This window comes from Nonomuraea sp. IBHARD001 (assembly GCF_056106265.1).
The window spans coordinates 6,397,209-6,413,359 of sequence record NZ_JBWBBW010000002.1 but is presented as its reverse complement, the minus strand read 5'-3'; the positions used below and the strand labels follow the sequence as shown (position 1 = coordinate 6,413,359).

Below are 16,151 nucleotides of genomic sequence, written 5' to 3'. Positions count from 1 at the left end.
TACGAGGATCGCCGCGGAGGAGCCTGCGGGGCGGCCACCGAACCGACGGCCCGGTAACAAAGGGGCTTTCCATGGTTTTGGGATGGACCAAACACGGAGACGGCAAGAATCTGGCCCCCGGCGAGGTGGTCAGACCGGACGAGCGGCTGAGCTGGCCGCGCATGGTCGGGTTCGGCGCCCAGCACGTCATCGCGATGTTCGGCGCCACGTTCGTCTTCCCCCTGGTGATGGGGCTCGACCCCAATGTCGCGATCATGATGTCCGGTGTCGCGACCATCCTGTTCCTGCTCATCGTCAAGGGCCGGGTGCCGAGCTACCTGGGCACCAGCGCCTCCTTCGTCGGTGGCGTCCTGGCCATCAGGGCGGCGTTCGGCGGTGACACGCCGGGCGTCGACGCCATCGTCACCGGTGCGATCCTGGTGGCCGGTTTCGTGCTGGCGCTGGCCGGACTGGCCGTGCACTTCCTCGGCGTGCAGATCATCCACAAGATCTTCCCGCCGGTCGTGACGGGCGCGGTCGTCATGCTGATCGGTTTCGGCCTGGCCTACGTGGTGGCCGACATCTACTGGCCGCAGGACCAGTGGATGGCGTTGATCACGATGCTGGTGACGTTCGTGGTGATCGTCGCCTTCAAGGGGTTCATCGGCAGGATCGGCATCCTGGTCGGACTGGTCGCCGGGTTCCTGCTCTCGTGGGGCGCCGATCGGCTGTTCGGGCAGATCACCGCGTTCAACGCCGGCACCGGGAAGGTCGACACGCACTTCCGGGTCAATCTCGACTCGGTCGCCTCCGCACCCTGGTTCGGCCTGCCGGACCTGCACATGCCCGACTTCAAGACCTCCGCCGTCCTGCTGGTGCTGCCCGCGGTGATCGCGCTGGTCGCCGAGAACATCGGGCACGTCAAGGCCGTCGGCGAGATGACCGGCACCGACCTCGACCCGTACATGGGCAGGGCCGTGGCGGCCGACGGCGTGGCCACGATGGTCACCAGCGCGGTCGGCGGCTCGCCCACCACCACCTACGCGGAGAACATCGGCGTCATGGCCGCCACCCGCGTCTATTCGACGGCCGCCTACTACATCGCCGGTGTCGTCGCGATCGCCTTCGGCCTGGTGCCCAAGTTCGGTGCGCTGGTCGCCGCCACGCCGGGCGGGGTGCTGGGCGGCATCACGGTCATCCTCTACGGGATGATCGGACTTCTCGGTGCCAAGATCTGGATCGAGAACCGGGTGGACTTCGCCGACCCGGTCAACCTCGTCCCGATCGGGGCGGGCATCATCCTGGCGATCGGACCGGTCAAGCACATGATCAGCGGTGATTTCACGCTGGAGGGCATCGCGCTGGGCACCATCGTGGTGGTCGGCGGGTACCACCTGCTGCGGGTGATCGCCGGACGCCCGGCGGAGATCAGGGAGAGCACTGGGTGAAACCCGCCCCCTTCGACTACCACGCGCCCCACGACCTCGGCGAGGCCATCGCGGTCCTCGCCGAGGCGGGGGAGCACGGCAAGGTCCTCGCCGGAGGCCAGAGCCTGATCCCGCTGCTCAACATGCGGCTGGCCGCTCCCGGGCACCTCGTCGACATCAACCGCGTCGCCGGGCTCGACGCCGTGCGCGTCACCGGCGACGCGGTGGTCGTGGGCGCCACCGCCAGGCACGCGGCGGTGGAGCGTTCCGCCCAGGCCCATGCCGTGCAGCCGCTGCTGCGCCAGGCGCTGAAGCTGGTCGCCCATCCGGCCATCCGCAACCGCGGCACGGTGGTCGGCAGCCTCGTGCACGCCGACCCGGCCGCCGAACTGCCCGCCGTCCTCTGCCTGCTCGGCGGCGCCGTACGGCTGGCGGGTGCGACGGGCACCCGTGACGTGGCCGCGGCCGACTTCTTCACCGGGCCGCTGGAGTCCGACCTCAGGACCGGCGAGCTCGCGATCAGCGCCAGCTTCCCCAGCCTGCCGCCCCGCACCGGCACCGCCTTCCGCGAGGTGGCGAGAAGGCACGGCGACTACGCGCTGGCGGGGGCGTGCGCGCTGGTCACGCTGGACGAGGACCTGCTCGTGACGGCCGCCAGGGTGGCCTGCGTCGGCGTCGGGCCCACGCCGATCACCGTCGAGCTGAGCGGCCTGTGCGCCCGCCGCCCACCGGCGAGCATCGACTGGGACGGCGTGGCGGGCGAGGCGGCGGGCAGGACGGCGCCCGAGGCCGACATCCACGCGACCGCCGCCTACCGGGCGCATCTGCTCAAGGCGGTCGTGGCACAGGCACTACGGCAGGCGGCAAGGGAGGCGGCGAGTGCGGCATGACATCACGCTGATCGTCAACGGTGTGGTCCGCAGGGTCCAGGCGCCCGCGCGCCTGCTGCTGTCGGACTGCCTGCGTCAGGACCTCGGGCTGACCGGCACGCACGTGGGCTGCGAGCACGGCGTGTGCGGGTGCTGCACCGTGCTGCTCGACGGGGAGCCGGTGCGCTCGTGCCTGACGTTCGCGGTGACGGCCGACGGCCACGAGATCACCACGGTCGAAGGGCTGGCCGAGCCGGACGGGAGCCTGTCACCCGTGCAGCGGGCGTTCGGCGAGTGCCACGCCCTGCAGTGCGGCTTCTGCACACCGGGCTTCCTGTGCACGGTGACCGCGTTCCTGCGCGACAACCCCGAGCCCACGCACGAGGAGATCGTCGAGGGCATCTCGGGCAATCTGTGTCGCTGCACCGGCTACCAGAACATCGTCAAGGCCGTGCACCGAGCCGCGGAGCTGATGAGCGAGTGACCACGAACCTCTTCGGCGAGCCCGTCCAGCGACGCGAGGACCCCCGGCTGCTGACCGGCAACGGCCAGTACGTCGACGACCTGGGCGGCGACGCGCTCGCCGTGGCGTTCGTGCGCTCGCCGCACGCCCATGCCCGCATCCGCGACATCGAGGTCGGGGCCGCGCTCGACGTCGAGGGCCTGGTCGCGATCTACACCTGGGAGGACCTGCCCGATCGGGTCGCCCAGCCGCTGCCGCTGCTCATCCCGCACCCGGCGCTCACCCACGGCCGCACCGCGTACCCGCTGGCCAAGGAGATCGTCAGGCATGTCGGCGAGCCGGTCGTCATGGTCGTGGCCGCCGACCGCTACCAGGCCGAGGACGCCTGCGCGCTCATCGAGGTCGACTACGAGCCGCTCAAGCCGGTCGTCGGGATCGAGGAGGCGGCCCAGGGCGGCTGCCTGGTGCACGAGGACGTGCCCGGCAATGTGGGCGCCGTGCTCACCCAGGAGGTCGCGGGCGCCGACGGCAGGGGAGCGCGCGAGCGCATCGAGACGGCCGAGCACACGCTGTCCTTCAGACTCGACATCGAGCGCAGCGCCTGCACCCCGCTGGAGGGCAGGGGCGTCTACGCCCGCTGGGACGGCGTCGACCTGCGCGTCTACTCCAGCACCCAGACCTCGACCAGCGTGCGGATGGCCATCGCGGCCAAGCTCGACCTGCCGCTCCCGCACGTGGAGGTGATCGCGCCCGACGTCGGCGGCGGTTTCGGCGTCAAGATCGTGCACCCGTGGCCCGAGGAGATCCTCATCCCCTGGGCGGCGACCGTGCTCGGCCGTGAGATCAAGTGGACCGAGGACAGGCGCGAGCACTTCATCTCCTCCGCGCACGAGCGCGCCCAGGTGCACTACGTCAAGGTCGGCTTCTCCTCCTCCGGCGTGGTCGAAGGGCTGGAGGTGACGATCCTGCACGACCACGGCGCCTACACGCCCTACGGGATCATCGTGCCGATCATCACCTCGACGCAGCTGCTCGGGCCGTACCGTATCGGGGCCTATCGGGTGGAGTTCTCCTCGATCTACACCAATACCGTGCAGGTCACGCCGTACCGGGGGGCGGGCAGGCCGCAGGCGGTGTTCTGCATGGAACGCACGATGGACAAGATCGCCGCCTTCCTCGGCCTGGACCGGACCGACGTGCGGGCGGCGAACTTCATCCAGCCCGACGAGTTCCCCTACGACCAGGGCATGACCTTCCAGGACGGCAGGCCGCTCGTCTACGACAGCGGGAACTATCCCGAGTCGCTGCGCATGCTGAAGGAGCTCATCGGCTGGGACTCCTTCGAGCGCAGGCCCGGTCTCGGCATCGGCATCGGGTGCTACGTGGAGGGCACCGGCGTCGGGCCCTACGAGGGCGGGCACGTGCAGATCACGTCGGACGGGCGTGTGCACGTCTCGACCGGGCTCACCTCGCAGGGCCAGGGGCACGAGACGGTCTTCGCCCAGATCGCCGCCACCGAACTCGGCGTGCCGATCGAACGCGTCTCGGTGGTCACCGGCGACACCAGGCGTTTCGGCTACGCGGTCGGCACGTTCGCCTCGCGCGCCGCTGTGATGAGCGGCAACGCCATCGCGCTGGCCTGCCGCAAGGTCAGGGCCAAGGCGTTGCGCATCGCCGCCGACGCGCTGGAGGCCGACGCGGCCGACCTGGACATCACCGACGGCGTCGTGCACGTGAAGGGCTCGCCCGGCGCGGCCGTGCCGCTGTCGACGATCGCGGTGCTGAGCAACCCGCTGCGTTACGCCTTCGACGAGGAGGCGGCGCGGGCCACCCAGTTCTCCGGCGGCCCGGCGTCGGCCGACCGGCCGCCGGTGGCCGAGGGGGAGGAGCCTGGGCTGGAGGGGCGCGACTACTACTCGCCGATCCGTTCGACGTTCGCCTCGGGGATGCACGCGGCGATCGTCGAGACCGATCCGGTCACGGCCGAGATCAGGATCCTGCGCTACGTCGTGGTGCACGACTGCGGGCGGCTGATCAATCCGATGATCGTCGAGGGCCAGATCCACGGCGGCGTGGCCCAGGGCGTCGGCGGCGCCCTGTACGAGCGCATGGCCTACGACGCGCACGGCCAGCTGCTCAACGCCTCCTTCATGGACTTCCTCATGCCCTACGCCAGCGAGATACCGCACATCGAGACCGCGCACCTGGAGACCCCCTCGCCGCTGAACCCGCTCGGCATCAAGGGCGCGGGCGAGGCCGGGGTCATCCCGGTCTCGGCCGTCATCGCCTCCGCGATCGAGGACGCCGAAGGCTTCGCCGTCGACAGCATGCCGATCTCGCCCTCCGACCTGTTCCACCTGCGCAGGGGAGAGGACACCTCAGGCGTGCGCGCCCCCTGACACCCGCTCCACCGGCCCGCTGTACGGCGCCGCCGCCCGCAACGCCGCGACGGCGGCGGCCATCAGCACCAGGGCGAGCACGCCCATCGGCGCCGGGACCGCTCGTGCCACGATCGGGCCGATCAGGGCGCCGGGCATGGCCGCCATGAACAGCAGCGCGGTGCTGCGCCCCAGCATCGCACCGGGTGTGAAGGCCTGGCGCGCCGACAGCATGGCGATCGTGCCCACCGTGAACCCGAGGTCCTTGGCCACACCCGCCACCAGCAGGAACAGCACGTTCACCTGCCCGAGCAGCAGCCCGCACGCGAACGGCAGGCACAGCAGCGGGACCAGCCACATGGCCCTGGCGACGCCGAGCGCCCGGCACAGCGGCCCGGCCAGCACCAGCCCGGCGACCAGCCCGGCCATCGGCGCGTAGACGTGCACCCCGCTGTAGCCGTGCTCGAACACCGCCAGCGTGAAGACCAGCGAGCCGATCCCCCACACCACCTCGTACACCAGGAACCACCGCAACGCCCGATGCCCGAAGCCGAAGGCGAGCCCGGCCCACGCCGCGCGGAACGGACCGGCCCACGGCTCGGGCTCGCTCGCGGCCGTCGCCGGGACGCGCCGGTTCAGCAGGGCGGCGCCGAGGAAGGCGACGCCGTTGAGCACGGCCCCGAACACCCCGGCGACCGCGCTGAGCACACTGCCCGCGAGCCCCGAGACGGCCTGCAGGAGGGTGAGCCCCGTGTTGGCCTCGACCAGCCGGTCCCGGCCCACGACCGAGGGCAGCCAGGCGATCAGCACCAGCGCGTAGAGCGTGCCGACGACCTCCATGGCCAGGCGCACCAGAGCCACGTGCGAGCCGGTCAGCAGGCCGAACGCCCAGGCGGGCAGCAGGGAGAGCACACAGACGGCGCCCGCGACGGCCGCGCCGGTCAGCAGCGCGCGACGGTCGCTCCGGTCGGCCCACACGCCGAACGGCAACAGCACCAGGAAGGTCACCAGCCACTGGGGAAAGGTGATCATGTCGTCCCCCGAGGCCAGCTCCATGTACACACCGAGTGACGCCGACGTGCCCACGACAAAGGCCGCATCACCTCCGGCCAGCAGCAGAAAGGCACGGTCATGGCGTAGGAGGGGAGCAGTCATCGGGGCATGGTGTCGCAAAGCAGATCAAGTGGCAACTCGGACCGCGCTACTGTGCGTCACATCGTCGGCAGGTCGGAGGGGACAGCACATGTGGGGCAGGGCCAGGCTGGTCAGCGACGCCACGGGAGCCGTGAGCGAGGTCAGGGCCGAAGGCAGCGGCCTGGGCGAGGTGCCGGAGCAGGTGGCCGAGCTGAGCGCACTGCGCGTGCTCGACCTGGCCTGGAACGGCCTGGCCGACCTGCCGGTCGCCGTGACCAGGCTGAGCGCCCTTGAGGAGCTGCGCCTGGACGGCAACAGGCTGACCAGTGTGCCAAGCCTGGCCGGGCTCACCCGCCTGCGTGCGGTGCACCTGGACGGCAACGAGCTCACCGCCTTGCCCGACCTGCCGGACGGCCTGCACGAGCTGTTCGTGTACGGCAACGCGCTGCACCGGCTTCCGGCCAGGATCGGCAGGCTCGGCGAGCTGCGCCACCTGGCGGCCGGGGGCAACAGGCTGACCGAGGCGCCGCAGGAGCTGGAGGAGCTGACCGCGCTGGAGTCGCTGAACCTGGCCGAGAACCAGCTCGGCCAGGTGCCCGACGGCCTGGCCCGCCTCACCGGCCTGCGCATGCTCGACCTCGGGCACAACCGGCTCACGCGGGTGCCCGAGCCGATCGGCGAGCTGACCGCGCTGACCGACTACCTGTACCTGAGCGACAACGGGCTGAGCGAGGTCCCGGCCTCGCTCGGCGGGCTGCGACGCCTGGCCTACCTCAATCTGACCGGCAACCGGCTCACCGCGCTGCCGGACGAGATCGGCGACATGGCGGCCCTGCGTGAGCTCAGGCTCTACGACAACAGGCTGGAGTCGCTGCCGGAGTCGCTGGGCGCCCTGACGGAGCTGCGCGAGCTGCACGCGCGGGGCAACCGGCTGACCGAGCTGCCCGGCACGTTCGCCGCACTGGCCGAGCTGCGGGTGCTGGACCTGCGCGGCAACCGGCTGCGGCGGCTGCCCGCCTGGATCGCGAGGCTGCCCAGGCTCACCACGCTCGACCTGCGCGCCAACCAGCTGCGCGCACTGCCTGACGCCCTGGCCGAGGCGCCCTGGCTGCAGAAACTCGACCTGCGCTGGAACAAGCTCGACGGCGACCCGCCCGCCCTGCGCCGCCTGGCCGAGCGCGGCTGCGTCGTGCTGCGCTGAGCCGTCCCGCGCCGAAGCGCGTCTCGTCGCGGGCGGACCCTGGCGGCGGAGGAGAACTTTGGTCTACCGTCAGCACATGGTGGCCCCCGTCGAACCTCAGCGGAGCTCCCTGGAGCTGGGCAACGCGGCCAAGGAGCGAGGCGATCTCGACGAGGCCCGTCGCCACTACCTGGAGGCCACCGGCGGGCACGAGCTGAAGGCCCGGGCCTGGTTCAACCTCGCCCTGCTGGAGGACGAAAGCGGCACCGCCGTACAGGCCAGGCTGTACTACGCGCGGTGTGTGGCCTGCGGCGAACGTGAGGCGACGGCGAGCGCGCTGTTCAACCTGGCGCTCATGGACGACCTGGCGGGCCGGGCCGAGGCCGCCTACCGCGGTTACCTGGAGGCGGCGCGTGCCGGGGCGCCGAAGGCGATGTTCAACCTCGCCTGGCTGGCCGCCGAGACCGGGGACAGGGACGAGGCCCGCGTCTGGTACCAGGCGGCGAGCGCGAGCGGCCACACCCAGGTGGCGGCCAAGGCGATGGTCAACCTGGCCCTGCTGCACGAGGAGGACGGCGAGGTCGAGGCGGCCCGCACGCTGTATCGCGCCGCCGCCGGGTCCGGCCACGAACAGGCCGCGATGACGGCGATGAACAACCTCGCCGTCATCGACGCCGGGTGACCCGCCCCCCTCAGGCGGGCACCGAGACCCGCTTGCGGAACACCCAGTACGTCCACCCCTGGTAGGCGAGCACGAACGGCAGCGCCGCCAGCCCGATCCAGGTCATCACCCCCAGGGTGTACGGCCCGGAGGCCGCCTCGGCCACGGTCAGGCCGGGCATCGGCTCCACCCACAGCACGCCGAACAGCGCCGCCCCCATCGCGCCGATCGCCCCGGTCGTCGCCGCGAACGCCCATCCCTCACGCCTGCGCCAGACGAGGGAGCTGCCCGCCGCCAGCAACGCCATCGCGAGTACGGCCAGCACCCAGCCGAGCCCGCCGTCCTTGGGTATGCCCGACAGGGCGGCGACGGCCAGCGGCACCACGGCGAAGGTGGCGATCAGCGCCGCACGCCTGGCGCGCAGCCGTACCCTGCCCTCGGTCTTGAGTGCGAGGAAGACCGCGCCGTGCAGGAGGCACAGGGCCAGCGAGAACGCGCCGCCGATCAGCGCGGCGGCGCCGCCGGGGTGCAGCAGGTCGGCGAAGATGGCCCCCCAGAGGAAGGCGGGCAGCGCGCTGCCGACCGTGATGCCGAGGTCGCACCACATCCTGTCGACGACCTTGCCGCGCCACTCCAGGCTGACGCCGCGCACGATCAGCCCGGCGAGCACCAGGACGAGCGGCAGGTAGAAGGAGCTGAGCAGGCCTGAGTACCAGGCGGGGAAGGCGGCGAACATGGCGCCGACCGCGGTGATCAGCCAGACCTCGTTGCCGTCCCATACCGGGCCGATCGTCTGCAGGATCTGCTTGCGCTCGCGTTCGTCCCTGGTCAGGACGCTCGACAGCATGCCGACGCCGAAGTCGAAGCCTTCGAGGACGAAATAGCCGGTCCAGAGGAAGGCGATGACGACGAACCAGAACTCGATCATGACCTGCTCCTCAGTACATCATCATCGAGGGCTCGCGCACCGGCTGCGCGGGCTCGCTCGGGACGGGGGAGTCCTGTTCGGGCCCCAGGCGGACGTGCCGTGCCAGCAGGACGGCCTCGGCGACGGTGAGCACGCCGTACAGCAGGGTGAACAGGGTGAGTGAGATGGCCACCGCGGTCAGGCTGACGTTCGGCGAGACGCTGGCGGCGGTGAGCAGTTCGCCGGCGACCGTCCAGGGCTGCCTGCCGATCTCGCTCAGCAGCCATCCGGCGATGACCGCGATCAGCGGCAGCGGCAGCGCCAGCAGCAACGCCCTGGCCAGCCAGAGCGGCACCGGCCGCCTGCGCCTGGTGAGCCAGAGGCCGAGCACCGAGAGTCCCACGGTGGCCAGCCCGAAGACGATCATCACCCGGAAGGACCAGAACACGATCGTGCCGTCGGGCCGGTAGTCGCCGGGGCCGAACTGGGCCTCCAGGCGCTTCTGGATGTCCTCGGTGCCCTGCACGGTGGCGCCGGGGTCGTGGGTGGACAGCAGGCTCAGCAGCTGAGGGATCTCGATGCCGGGAACCACGGAGAACGGCGCCCCCGCCGTGTCGTGCTCCAGTCCTTCGGCGGCGGCGAGCTTCATCGGCTGCTGTTCGTGCAGGAGCTTGGCGGACATGTCGCCCGTGCCCGCGACGACCGCGCCCGCGATCGCCGTCATGACCAGCGCGGCGCGCATCGTGGAGCGCCAGGGGTTGGCCTGGCCGCGCATCGGGACCGTCCTGTCGGCGTCCTTGGCCTGCTTGACGAGGTGGTATCCGCACACCGCCAGGACGAACCCGCCCGCCACGATGAAGGCGGAGGCGACCACGTGCGGCACCTGGGCCAGTGCGGTGGAGTTGGTGAGCACGGCCCAGATGTCGGTCATCCTGGCCTTGCCGTCCACGACCTCGTAGCCCACGGGGTGCTTCATCCAGGCGTTGGCGGCCAGGATGAAGTAGGCCGACAGGTTGGAGCCGATGGCCGCCGCCCAGATGCACGCCAGATGGATGCGCTTGGGCAGCTTGTCCCAGCCGAAGATCCACAGGCCGAGGAACGTCGACTCCATGAAGAAGGCGAGCAGCGCCTCCATGGCCAGCGGGGCCCCGAACACGTCGCCGACGAAGGTGGAGTACTCGCTCCAGTTCATGCCGAACTGGAACTCCTGCACGATGCCGGTCACGACACCCATGGCGAAGTTGATCAGAAAGAGCTTCCCGAAGAACTTCGTCAGCCTGAGGTAGTGCTCCTTGCCCGTCCGATGCCAGGCCGTCTGGAGTCCGGCGACGAAGATGCCGAGGCCGATCGTCAGCGGGACATACAGGAAGTGATACACGGTGGTGATCCCGAACTGCCACCGCGCCAGGTCAAGTGCGTCCATCTTCCCCTCACGGGTTTGGAGCTCTACAAGCTGTAGTTCTATAAGAAGTAGTACTACAGCTCGTAGAGCAACGGATCAGGGGACGGCTGCGATCTTCATCACATCGACTCGGGGGATGTGGGGCCGCACACCCCACACCCCCCGAGAGCTGGGAGAACTCCCCCTGCGGGCGCCGCCCCGATCCCCCGTCGGGCGGCACTCCACCATGGTGGCCCCGGCCATGCCTCCGGGGCGTCACCCGCTGGGCTGACATCCGGCTACCCCGCGGGGCGGATCTGGGGGCGGCGGGCGTCAGCGGGGGAGCAGGGCCGCCAGATAGGCGTCCAGATCGCCCAGTTCGTAGCCCCTGCGCTTGATCTTGTCCACCAGGATCCGGAAGTCGGCGGCCAGGTTCGGGCGGAAGTGCAGCAGCAGGATGTCGCCGGGACGGAGGCGTTTGTCCGGCACCTGGTAGGCGATCTTGCCGCCCGGCTGCACGGTGGCCGTCCACAGCAGCATCGCCGAGACGCCGCAGGCCTTGGCCGCGCGTGCGGTGTCGCCGTTGTGGTTGCCGAACGGCGGGCGGAACAGCACGGGCCTGCGGCCGATCTCCTTGGCGATCACGCGGGAGGCGCCGCAGATCTCACGCCTCTGGGCGTCGTGCCCGAGCCGGGTGAGGTCGGGATGGGTCAGGGTGTGGTTCTCGATCGGCACGCCCGCGTCGCGCAGGGAGCGGAAGTAGTCCCATTTGCCGGCGCCCACATAGCGGCCCTCGCCTCCCGCCGGGTCGGGCGCGCCCTTGGCCTCGACGGCGTCGCGCAGGGCGAAGACGGTGATCGGGATGCGTTCCTGGCGTACCTGCCTGACGAAGCCGGGGTCCTGCTGCCAGCCGTCGTCGATGGTGAGGAAGATCACTTTCCGCTTGGTCGGGATCGAACTGATCACCGGGAGGGAGGCGGAGCGGGGGAGTCTGGCCACCTCTCCGGGTGCGGGCGCGCGGCCTCGCGGGCCCTGTGCCGTCCCGTCCCTCGTGCCCCTGGCCTTGTCGGTCGCAGGCCCGGAGGTCGTCGCGCCGGGCTCGGCGCGGGTGTCGCCGCCGCCGGGGTCGCATCCGGCCAGGCCGCCCGTCAAGGCGACGACGAGCAGGGCGGTCAGTGCTGCGGCCGATGAATGTCTCCCCCTGAGCATGCCGACCCATCTTGCCAGGGTTGACACCGCTTCATGTTCGATCTTAGGTAAGGCTGGCCTAAGTAGTCGATCGAAAGGCATGTGCCGTGCATGACATCCACATCCAGCGCCACCCGCTCAAGCCGAGGCTGCTGGAGGTGTCGCGGGTCGAACGCATCACGCCTGGCATGGTCAGGGTGACGCTCGCCGGCGCCGACCTGGCCGGGTTCAGGACCGAGGCGCCCGCCGACCACGTCAAGCTGATCTTCCCCGAACCTGGCTCCGACCGGCCGGTCATGCCGGAACTCGGTCCGCGCGGCCTCGAACCCGGCGTGCCTGGCGGCCCCCGGCCGATCTTCAGGGACTACACGGTCAGGTACTTCAGGCCCCAGGCGGGCGAGCTCGACGTCGACATGGTCGTGCACGGCCAGGGCCACGGCCCGGCGTCCGGCTGGGCGGCGACCGCCGCGCCCGGCCAGGTGCTCGGCGTGCTCGGGCCGAGGGGCTCGGTCGTGGTGCCCTTCGACTTCGACTGGTACCTGCTGGCCGCCGACGAGACCGGCCTGCCCGCGATCGGCCGCTGGCTGGAGGAGCTGCCGGCGGAGGCGAAGGCGACCGTGTTCGTCGAGGTGGCCGGTCCGCAGGAGGAGCAGGACCTGGCCGTCCCCGCCGGTGTCTCGCTCACCTGGCTGCACCGCGACGGCCAGGCGCCGGGCACGTCGGACGTGCTGGAGAAGGCGATCAGATCGGTCGTGCGGCCCGAGGGCGACGGGTTCGCCTGGGTCGCGGGCGAGGCGGGTGCGCTGCGGCCGATCCGGCGGTATCTGCGCGAGGAGTTCGGGCTGCCGCCGGAGTGGGTGGACGTCGACGGCTACTGGAAGAGGGGTATCTCAAACCTCGATCATCATGCCGAAGATGAGGAGTGAAAGTGAACATCGGATACGAACCTTGAGGTGAGAGGCCCTAAGCGGGATGAACGCCGATGTAGGGGTGAAAAGGAGGGTTGACAGATCGCCACCTTGCAGTCAAATTAGGCAAGGCTTACCTAAGTCTGTCTTGTCCTTTTCTCCGACTGGGGGCAGTTGTGCGCGGCAGGATCGCGATGGTCACGGGTGCGGCGCAAGGCATCGGAGCCGCCGTCGTCGCGGCCCTGGTGGCCGAGGGGGTGACGGTCGCGGCATGCGACCTGGTCACGCCGGGCCCCGGCGCCGCACCCGCCCCCGGCCCCGGCGCCACGGTCAGGGCCGCCGCCGGACAGGGCGCGGTGTCCGTGCTCCAGGCCGTCGCCGCCGAGCCCCCCGCGCCCGGCACGGTCGTGCCCTACCGGCTCGACGTCAGGGACCCGGGCGCGGTCGAGATGACGGTGGCCAAGGTCGAACGCGAGCTCGGGCCGATCGCGATCCTGGTCAACGTCGCCGGGGTGCTCTACCCGGCGCAGGCGGCCGACACCAGCGACGAGGCCTGGCACCAGACGTTCGCCGTCAACGCCGACGGCGTCTTCCACACCGCACGCGCCCTGGCCCCCAGGATGATCGGCCGCAAGGGCGGCGCGATCGTCACCGTCGGCTCGAACGCCGGAGGCGTCCCCCGGATGGGCATGGCCGCCTACGCCGCCTCCAAGGCCGCCGCCGCCCTGTTCACCAAGTGCCTCGGCCTCGAACTCGCCGGGCACGGCATCCGCTGCAACGTCGTCTCGCCCGGCTCGACCGACACCGCGATGCAGCGCGCGCTGATCGACGCCTCCGACGCGATCGCGGGCGCGCCCGAGAGCTTCCGGGTCGGCATCCCGCTCGGCAGGGTCGCGGCGCCCGAGGACGTCGCCCAGGCCGTGGTCTTCCTCGCCTCGGACAAGGCACGGCACATCACCATGCACGACCTCTACGTGGACGGCGGCGCCACCCTGCGCGCCTGACCCGGCCACACCACAGCTCGCCGAAGGCCTCATCGCAAGGCCCAGGCCGAAAGCCCGCTGAAGAACGCTGAAAGGATCGGCATGCAACCGGAGGACTACCTCCCCGGAGACTCCCTGCTGTTCGCCTCGCCCCGCCGTACCCTGCTGGCCAGGGGGTCGCGTGCGGTGATCACCGGTGACCTGGACACGCTCGCGGGGCGGGTGGGCGGGGCGGGACTGGTCGCGGGGGCGGTGACGTTCGACGGTTCGGCCCATCTGATCGTGCCCGAGACGGCCGCCTGGTCCGAGCCGCTGCCCGCACCCCGTCGTCGGCCGAACCCCGAAGGACGGTGGCGGGTACGCCAGATCCCCGAGCCCGACGACTACGTCAAGGGCGTGCGGCTGGCGCTCGACCGGATCGGCGCGGGCGACCTGGCCAAGGTCGTGCTGGCCAGATCGCTCGAACTGACCGGACCGGTCGACGTGCGCGCCCTGCTGGGCCCGCTGCTCGGCCAGGACCACTGCTTCGCCGTACCCCTGCCGGGCGGACGCACGCTCATCGGGGCCAGCCCCGAACTGCTCGTGGCCAGGAAGGGCAGGGGCGTCGTGGCCAACCCGCTGGCCGGGTCCGCGCCCAGGGCCAAGGACCCGGCCGAGGACATGCGCAGGGCGAGCGACCTGCTCGCCTCGGTCAAGGACCGCCACGAACACCGCATCACCGTCGAAGAGGTACGGCGAGCGCTCGAACCCTTCTGCGCCGAGCTGAACGTGCCCGCCGAGCCCAAGCTGAGCGCCACCGAGACCATGTGGCACCTGTCGACCACCGTGCTCGGCCGCCTGCACGGCGACACCCACAGCCTGGAGCTCGCCGCGGCCCTGCACCCGACCCCCGCCGTGTGCGGGCAGCCCGCCCAGGTCGCCAGGGCCGTGATCGAGGAGGCCGAGCCCTTCGACCGCGACCTGTACGCCGGACTCGTCGGATGGAGCGACGCCTCCGGCGACGGCGAGTGGGCGGTCACGATCAGATGCGCCGACGTCGGCGAGGACTCGGTGCGCCTGTACGCGGGCGCCGGAATCGTCGCGGGCTCGGTGCCCGAGGCCGAGCTGGCCGAGACGTCGGCCAAGTTCGCGACCATGCTGCGCGCGATGGGAGTGGCCGCCGATGTGGCCTGAGGAGTTCGCCCGCGACTACCGGGCCAAGGGGTACTGGCGAGGGCGTACGTTCGGCTCGATGCTGCGCGAGCTGGCCGCCGAGCACGGCGGGCGCACGGCCCTGGTGGGCGGCGGGACCCGGTGGAGCTTCGCCGACCTCGACGCCAAGGCCGACAGGCTCGCCGCCGGGCTGGCCGCGCTCGGCGTCGGGCGCGGTGACAAGGTCGTCGTGCAGCTGCCGAACGTGCCGCAGTTCCACCAGGTGTGCTTCGCGCTGTTCCGGCTCGGCGCCTGGCCGGTGTTCGCACTGCCCGCCCATCGCACGGCCGAGATCTCCTACCTGGCCGAGTTCACCGGCGCCGCCGCCTACATCGGGCCGGAGCCGGAGCTGCTCGGCGACGTCAAGGTCGGTGTGGTGCTCGCCGACGTCACGGCGCTGCCCGAGCGCGAGCCCGAAGGCGAGTTCGACGGGCCCGAGCCCGGCGACGTGGCGTTCCTGCAGCTGTCGGGCGGCACCACCGGCCTGCCCAAGCTCATCCCGCGCACCCACGACGACTACCTCTACAGCTTCGAGGCCAGCGCCGAGATCTGCGGGCTGACGCCGGACAGCGTCTACCTGTGCGCGCTTCCGGCCGCGCACAACTTCCCGATGAGCTCGCCCGGCGTGTTCGGCGCGCTGTCGGCGGGCGCGGCCTCGGTGCTGGCCACCGATCCGAGCCCCGGCACGTGCTTCCCGCTCATCGAGCGCGAGAGGGTGACGATCACCGCCCTGGTGCCGCCGCTCGCCCTGGTCTGGCTGGACGCGGCGGCCAACACCGCGAGCGACCTGTCGAGCCTGGAGGTGCTGCAGGTGGGCGGCGCCAAGCTGAGCGCCACCGTGGCCGCCCGGGTGACGCCCGAGCTCGGCTGCACCCTGCAGCAGGTGTTCGGCATGGCCGAAGGGCTGGTCAACTACACCAGGTTCGACGACCCCGACGAGCTGGTGATCACCACACAGGGCCGGCCGATCTCGCCCGACGACGAACTGCGCGTGGTCGACGACGACGACAACCCCGTCTGCCCCGGGCACACCGGCCACCTGCTGACCCGGGGCCCGTACACGATCCGCGGCTACTACCAGGCCGAGGAGCACAACCGGCGTGCCTTCACCGCCGACGGCTTCTACCGCACCGGCGACCTGGTCAGGCTCACGCCGAGCGGGCACATCGTGGTCGAGGGCCGGGCCAAGGACCAGATCAACAGAGGCGGCGACAAGATCGCCGCCGAGGAGGTGGAGAACCACCTGCTCGCCCATCCCGGCATCCACGACGTCTCCGTCGTGGCCGTGCCCGACCCCTACCTCGGTGAGAAGGCGTGCGCCTACGTCATCGCCGCCGAGCGCCAGGAGGGCACGCTCACGGCCGCCCTCCTGCGTGCCTTCCTGCGTGAGCGCGGCATCGCCGCCTACAAGATCCCCGACCGCTTCGCATTCGTCGAGGCCTTCCCGACCACCGCCGTCGGCAAGGTCAGCAAGCGGCACCTGCGCGAGAGGACCTGACACC

Annotated in this window: 14 protein-coding genes; 10 read left to right on the top strand and 4 right to left on the bottom strand. The window is 71.2% G+C overall.

What is annotated here, in order from left to right:
• Window positions 1-71 precede the first annotated feature (71 nt).
• From ACTWNK_RS31120 to cutA, 4 genes are read left to right on the top strand one after another with little or no spacing between them, the layout of a single operon-like run.
• A complete protein-coding gene (locus ACTWNK_RS31120) occupies window positions 72-1,427 on the top strand; it encodes a uracil-xanthine permease family protein (protein WP_474308376.1) in 1,356 nt (451 codons plus the stop codon).
• Window positions 1,424-2,296, top strand: a complete 873-nt coding sequence (locus tag ACTWNK_RS31115) for an FAD binding domain-containing protein (protein ID WP_474308375.1) — start codon at window positions 1,424-1,426, stop codon at window positions 2,294-2,296. Before ACTWNK_RS31120 ends, ACTWNK_RS31115 begins: the two co-directional genes overlap by 4 nt.
• Window positions 2,286-2,759, top strand: coding sequence for a (2Fe-2S)-binding protein (locus ACTWNK_RS31110; protein ID WP_474308373.1), 474 nt, complete (start codon window positions 2,286-2,288; stop codon window positions 2,757-2,759). The genes ACTWNK_RS31115 and ACTWNK_RS31110 overlap by 11 nt, the downstream gene beginning before the upstream one ends.
• Complete coding sequence (gene cutA, locus ACTWNK_RS31105; RefSeq protein WP_474308371.1) at window positions 2,756-5,137, top strand: aerobic carbon-monoxide dehydrogenase large subunit; 2,382 nt, start codon at window positions 2,756-2,758, stop codon at window positions 5,135-5,137. Before ACTWNK_RS31110 ends, cutA begins: the two co-directional genes overlap by 4 nt.
• On the opposite strand, the gene ACTWNK_RS31100 is transcribed toward cutA, so the two are convergent.
• A complete protein-coding gene (locus tag ACTWNK_RS31100) occupies window positions 5,117-6,271 on the bottom strand; it encodes an MFS transporter (RefSeq protein WP_474308368.1) in 1,155 nt (384 codons plus the stop codon). The two genes, cutA and ACTWNK_RS31100, sit on opposite strands and share 21 nt — an antisense overlap.
• An 88-nt stretch (window positions 6,272-6,359) precedes the next feature.
• Here ACTWNK_RS31100 and ACTWNK_RS31095 point away from each other — a divergent pair, with 88 nt between their 5' ends.
• Both ACTWNK_RS31095 and ACTWNK_RS31090 read left to right on the top strand, forming a co-directional pair.
• Window positions 6,360-7,451 carry a leucine-rich repeat domain-containing protein gene (locus ACTWNK_RS31095; RefSeq protein WP_474308366.1) on the top strand — a complete coding sequence of 364 codons (1,092 nt, stop codon included), beginning with the start codon at window positions 6,360-6,362 and terminating at the stop codon, window positions 7,449-7,451.
• 76 nt (window positions 7,452-7,527) lie between these two features.
• A complete protein-coding gene (locus ACTWNK_RS31090; protein WP_474308364.1) occupies window positions 7,528-8,112 on the top strand; it encodes a tetratricopeptide repeat protein in 585 nt (194 codons plus the stop codon).
• 10 nt (window positions 8,113-8,122) lie between these two features.
• Here the strand turns inward: ACTWNK_RS31090 and cydB are convergent, their stop codons facing one another.
• From cydB to ACTWNK_RS31075, 3 genes are all read right to left on the bottom strand, one after another.
• Window positions 8,123-9,019, bottom strand: coding sequence for a cytochrome d ubiquinol oxidase subunit II (cydB, locus tag ACTWNK_RS31085; RefSeq protein ID WP_474308362.1), 897 nt, complete (start codon window positions 9,017-9,019; stop codon window positions 8,123-8,125).
• A 10-nt stretch (window positions 9,020-9,029) separates the two neighbouring features.
• Window positions 9,030-10,421: a cytochrome ubiquinol oxidase subunit I gene (locus tag ACTWNK_RS31080; RefSeq protein ID WP_474308360.1), complete on the bottom strand. Its 1,392-nt coding sequence runs from the start codon at window positions 10,419-10,421 to the stop codon at window positions 9,030-9,032.
• 291 nt (window positions 10,422-10,712) lie between these two features.
• Window positions 10,713-11,588 carry a polysaccharide deacetylase family protein gene (locus ACTWNK_RS31075; RefSeq protein WP_474308358.1) on the bottom strand — a complete coding sequence of 292 codons (876 nt, stop codon included), beginning with the start codon at window positions 11,586-11,588 and terminating at the stop codon, window positions 10,713-10,715.
• An 86-nt stretch (window positions 11,589-11,674) separates the two neighbouring features.
• Between ACTWNK_RS31075 and ACTWNK_RS31070 the strand changes: the two genes are divergently transcribed.
• From ACTWNK_RS31070 to ACTWNK_RS31055, 4 genes are all read left to right on the top strand, one after another.
• On the top strand, window positions 11,675-12,493 hold the full coding sequence (locus ACTWNK_RS31070; RefSeq protein ID WP_474308356.1) for a siderophore-interacting protein: 819 nt from the start codon (window positions 11,675-11,677) through the stop codon (window positions 12,491-12,493).
• A 176-nt stretch (window positions 12,494-12,669) separates the two neighbouring features.
• Window positions 12,670-13,479: an SDR family oxidoreductase gene (locus ACTWNK_RS31065; protein ID WP_474311023.1), complete on the top strand. Its 810-nt coding sequence runs from the start codon at window positions 12,670-12,672 to the stop codon at window positions 13,477-13,479.
• An 81-nt stretch (window positions 13,480-13,560) separates the two neighbouring features.
• A complete protein-coding gene (locus tag ACTWNK_RS31060) occupies window positions 13,561-14,631 on the top strand; it encodes an isochorismate synthase (protein ID WP_474308354.1) in 1,071 nt (356 codons plus the stop codon).
• Window positions 14,621-16,147 carry a (2,3-dihydroxybenzoyl)adenylate synthase gene (locus ACTWNK_RS31055; RefSeq protein ID WP_474308352.1) on the top strand — a complete coding sequence of 509 codons (1,527 nt, stop codon included), beginning with the start codon at window positions 14,621-14,623 and terminating at the stop codon, window positions 16,145-16,147. Before ACTWNK_RS31060 ends, ACTWNK_RS31055 begins: the two co-directional genes overlap by 11 nt.
• Window positions 16,148-16,151 lie beyond the last annotated feature (4 nt).

What these genes read in the sequence shown, in the direction of transcription:
- ACTWNK_RS31120 (WP_474308376.1), top strand. Translation starts at nt 72, where the DNA reads ATGGTTTTGGGATGGACCAAACACGGAGACGGCAAGAATCTGGCCCCC.
- ACTWNK_RS31100 (WP_474308368.1), bottom strand. Translation starts at nt 6,271, where the DNA reads ATGACTGCTCCCCTCCTACGCCATGACCGTGCCTTTCTGCTGCTGGCC.
- ACTWNK_RS31095 (WP_474308366.1), top strand. Translation starts at nt 6,360, where the DNA reads ATGTGGGGCAGGGCCAGGCTGGTCAGCGACGCCACGGGAGCCGTGAGC.
- ACTWNK_RS31090 (WP_474308364.1), top strand. Translation starts at nt 7,528, where the DNA reads ATGGTGGCCCCCGTCGAACCTCAGCGGAGCTCCCTGGAGCTGGGCAAC.
- cydB (WP_474308362.1), bottom strand. Translation starts at nt 9,019, where the DNA reads ATGATCGAGTTCTGGTTCGTCGTCATCGCCTTCCTCTGGACCGGCTAT.
- ACTWNK_RS31080 (WP_474308360.1), bottom strand. Translation starts at nt 10,421, where the DNA reads ATGGACGCACTTGACCTGGCGCGGTGGCAGTTCGGGATCACCACCGTG.
- ACTWNK_RS31075 (WP_474308358.1), bottom strand. Translation starts at nt 11,588, where the DNA reads ATGCTCAGGGGGAGACATTCATCGGCCGCAGCACTGACCGCCCTGCTC.
- ACTWNK_RS31065 (WP_474311023.1), top strand. Translation starts at nt 12,670, where the DNA reads ATGGTCACGGGTGCGGCGCAAGGCATCGGAGCCGCCGTCGTCGCGGCC.
- ACTWNK_RS31060 (WP_474308354.1), top strand. Translation starts at nt 13,561, where the DNA reads ATGCAACCGGAGGACTACCTCCCCGGAGACTCCCTGCTGTTCGCCTCG.
- ACTWNK_RS31055 (WP_474308352.1), top strand. Translation starts at nt 14,621, where the DNA reads ATGTGGCCTGAGGAGTTCGCCCGCGACTACCGGGCCAAGGGGTACTGG.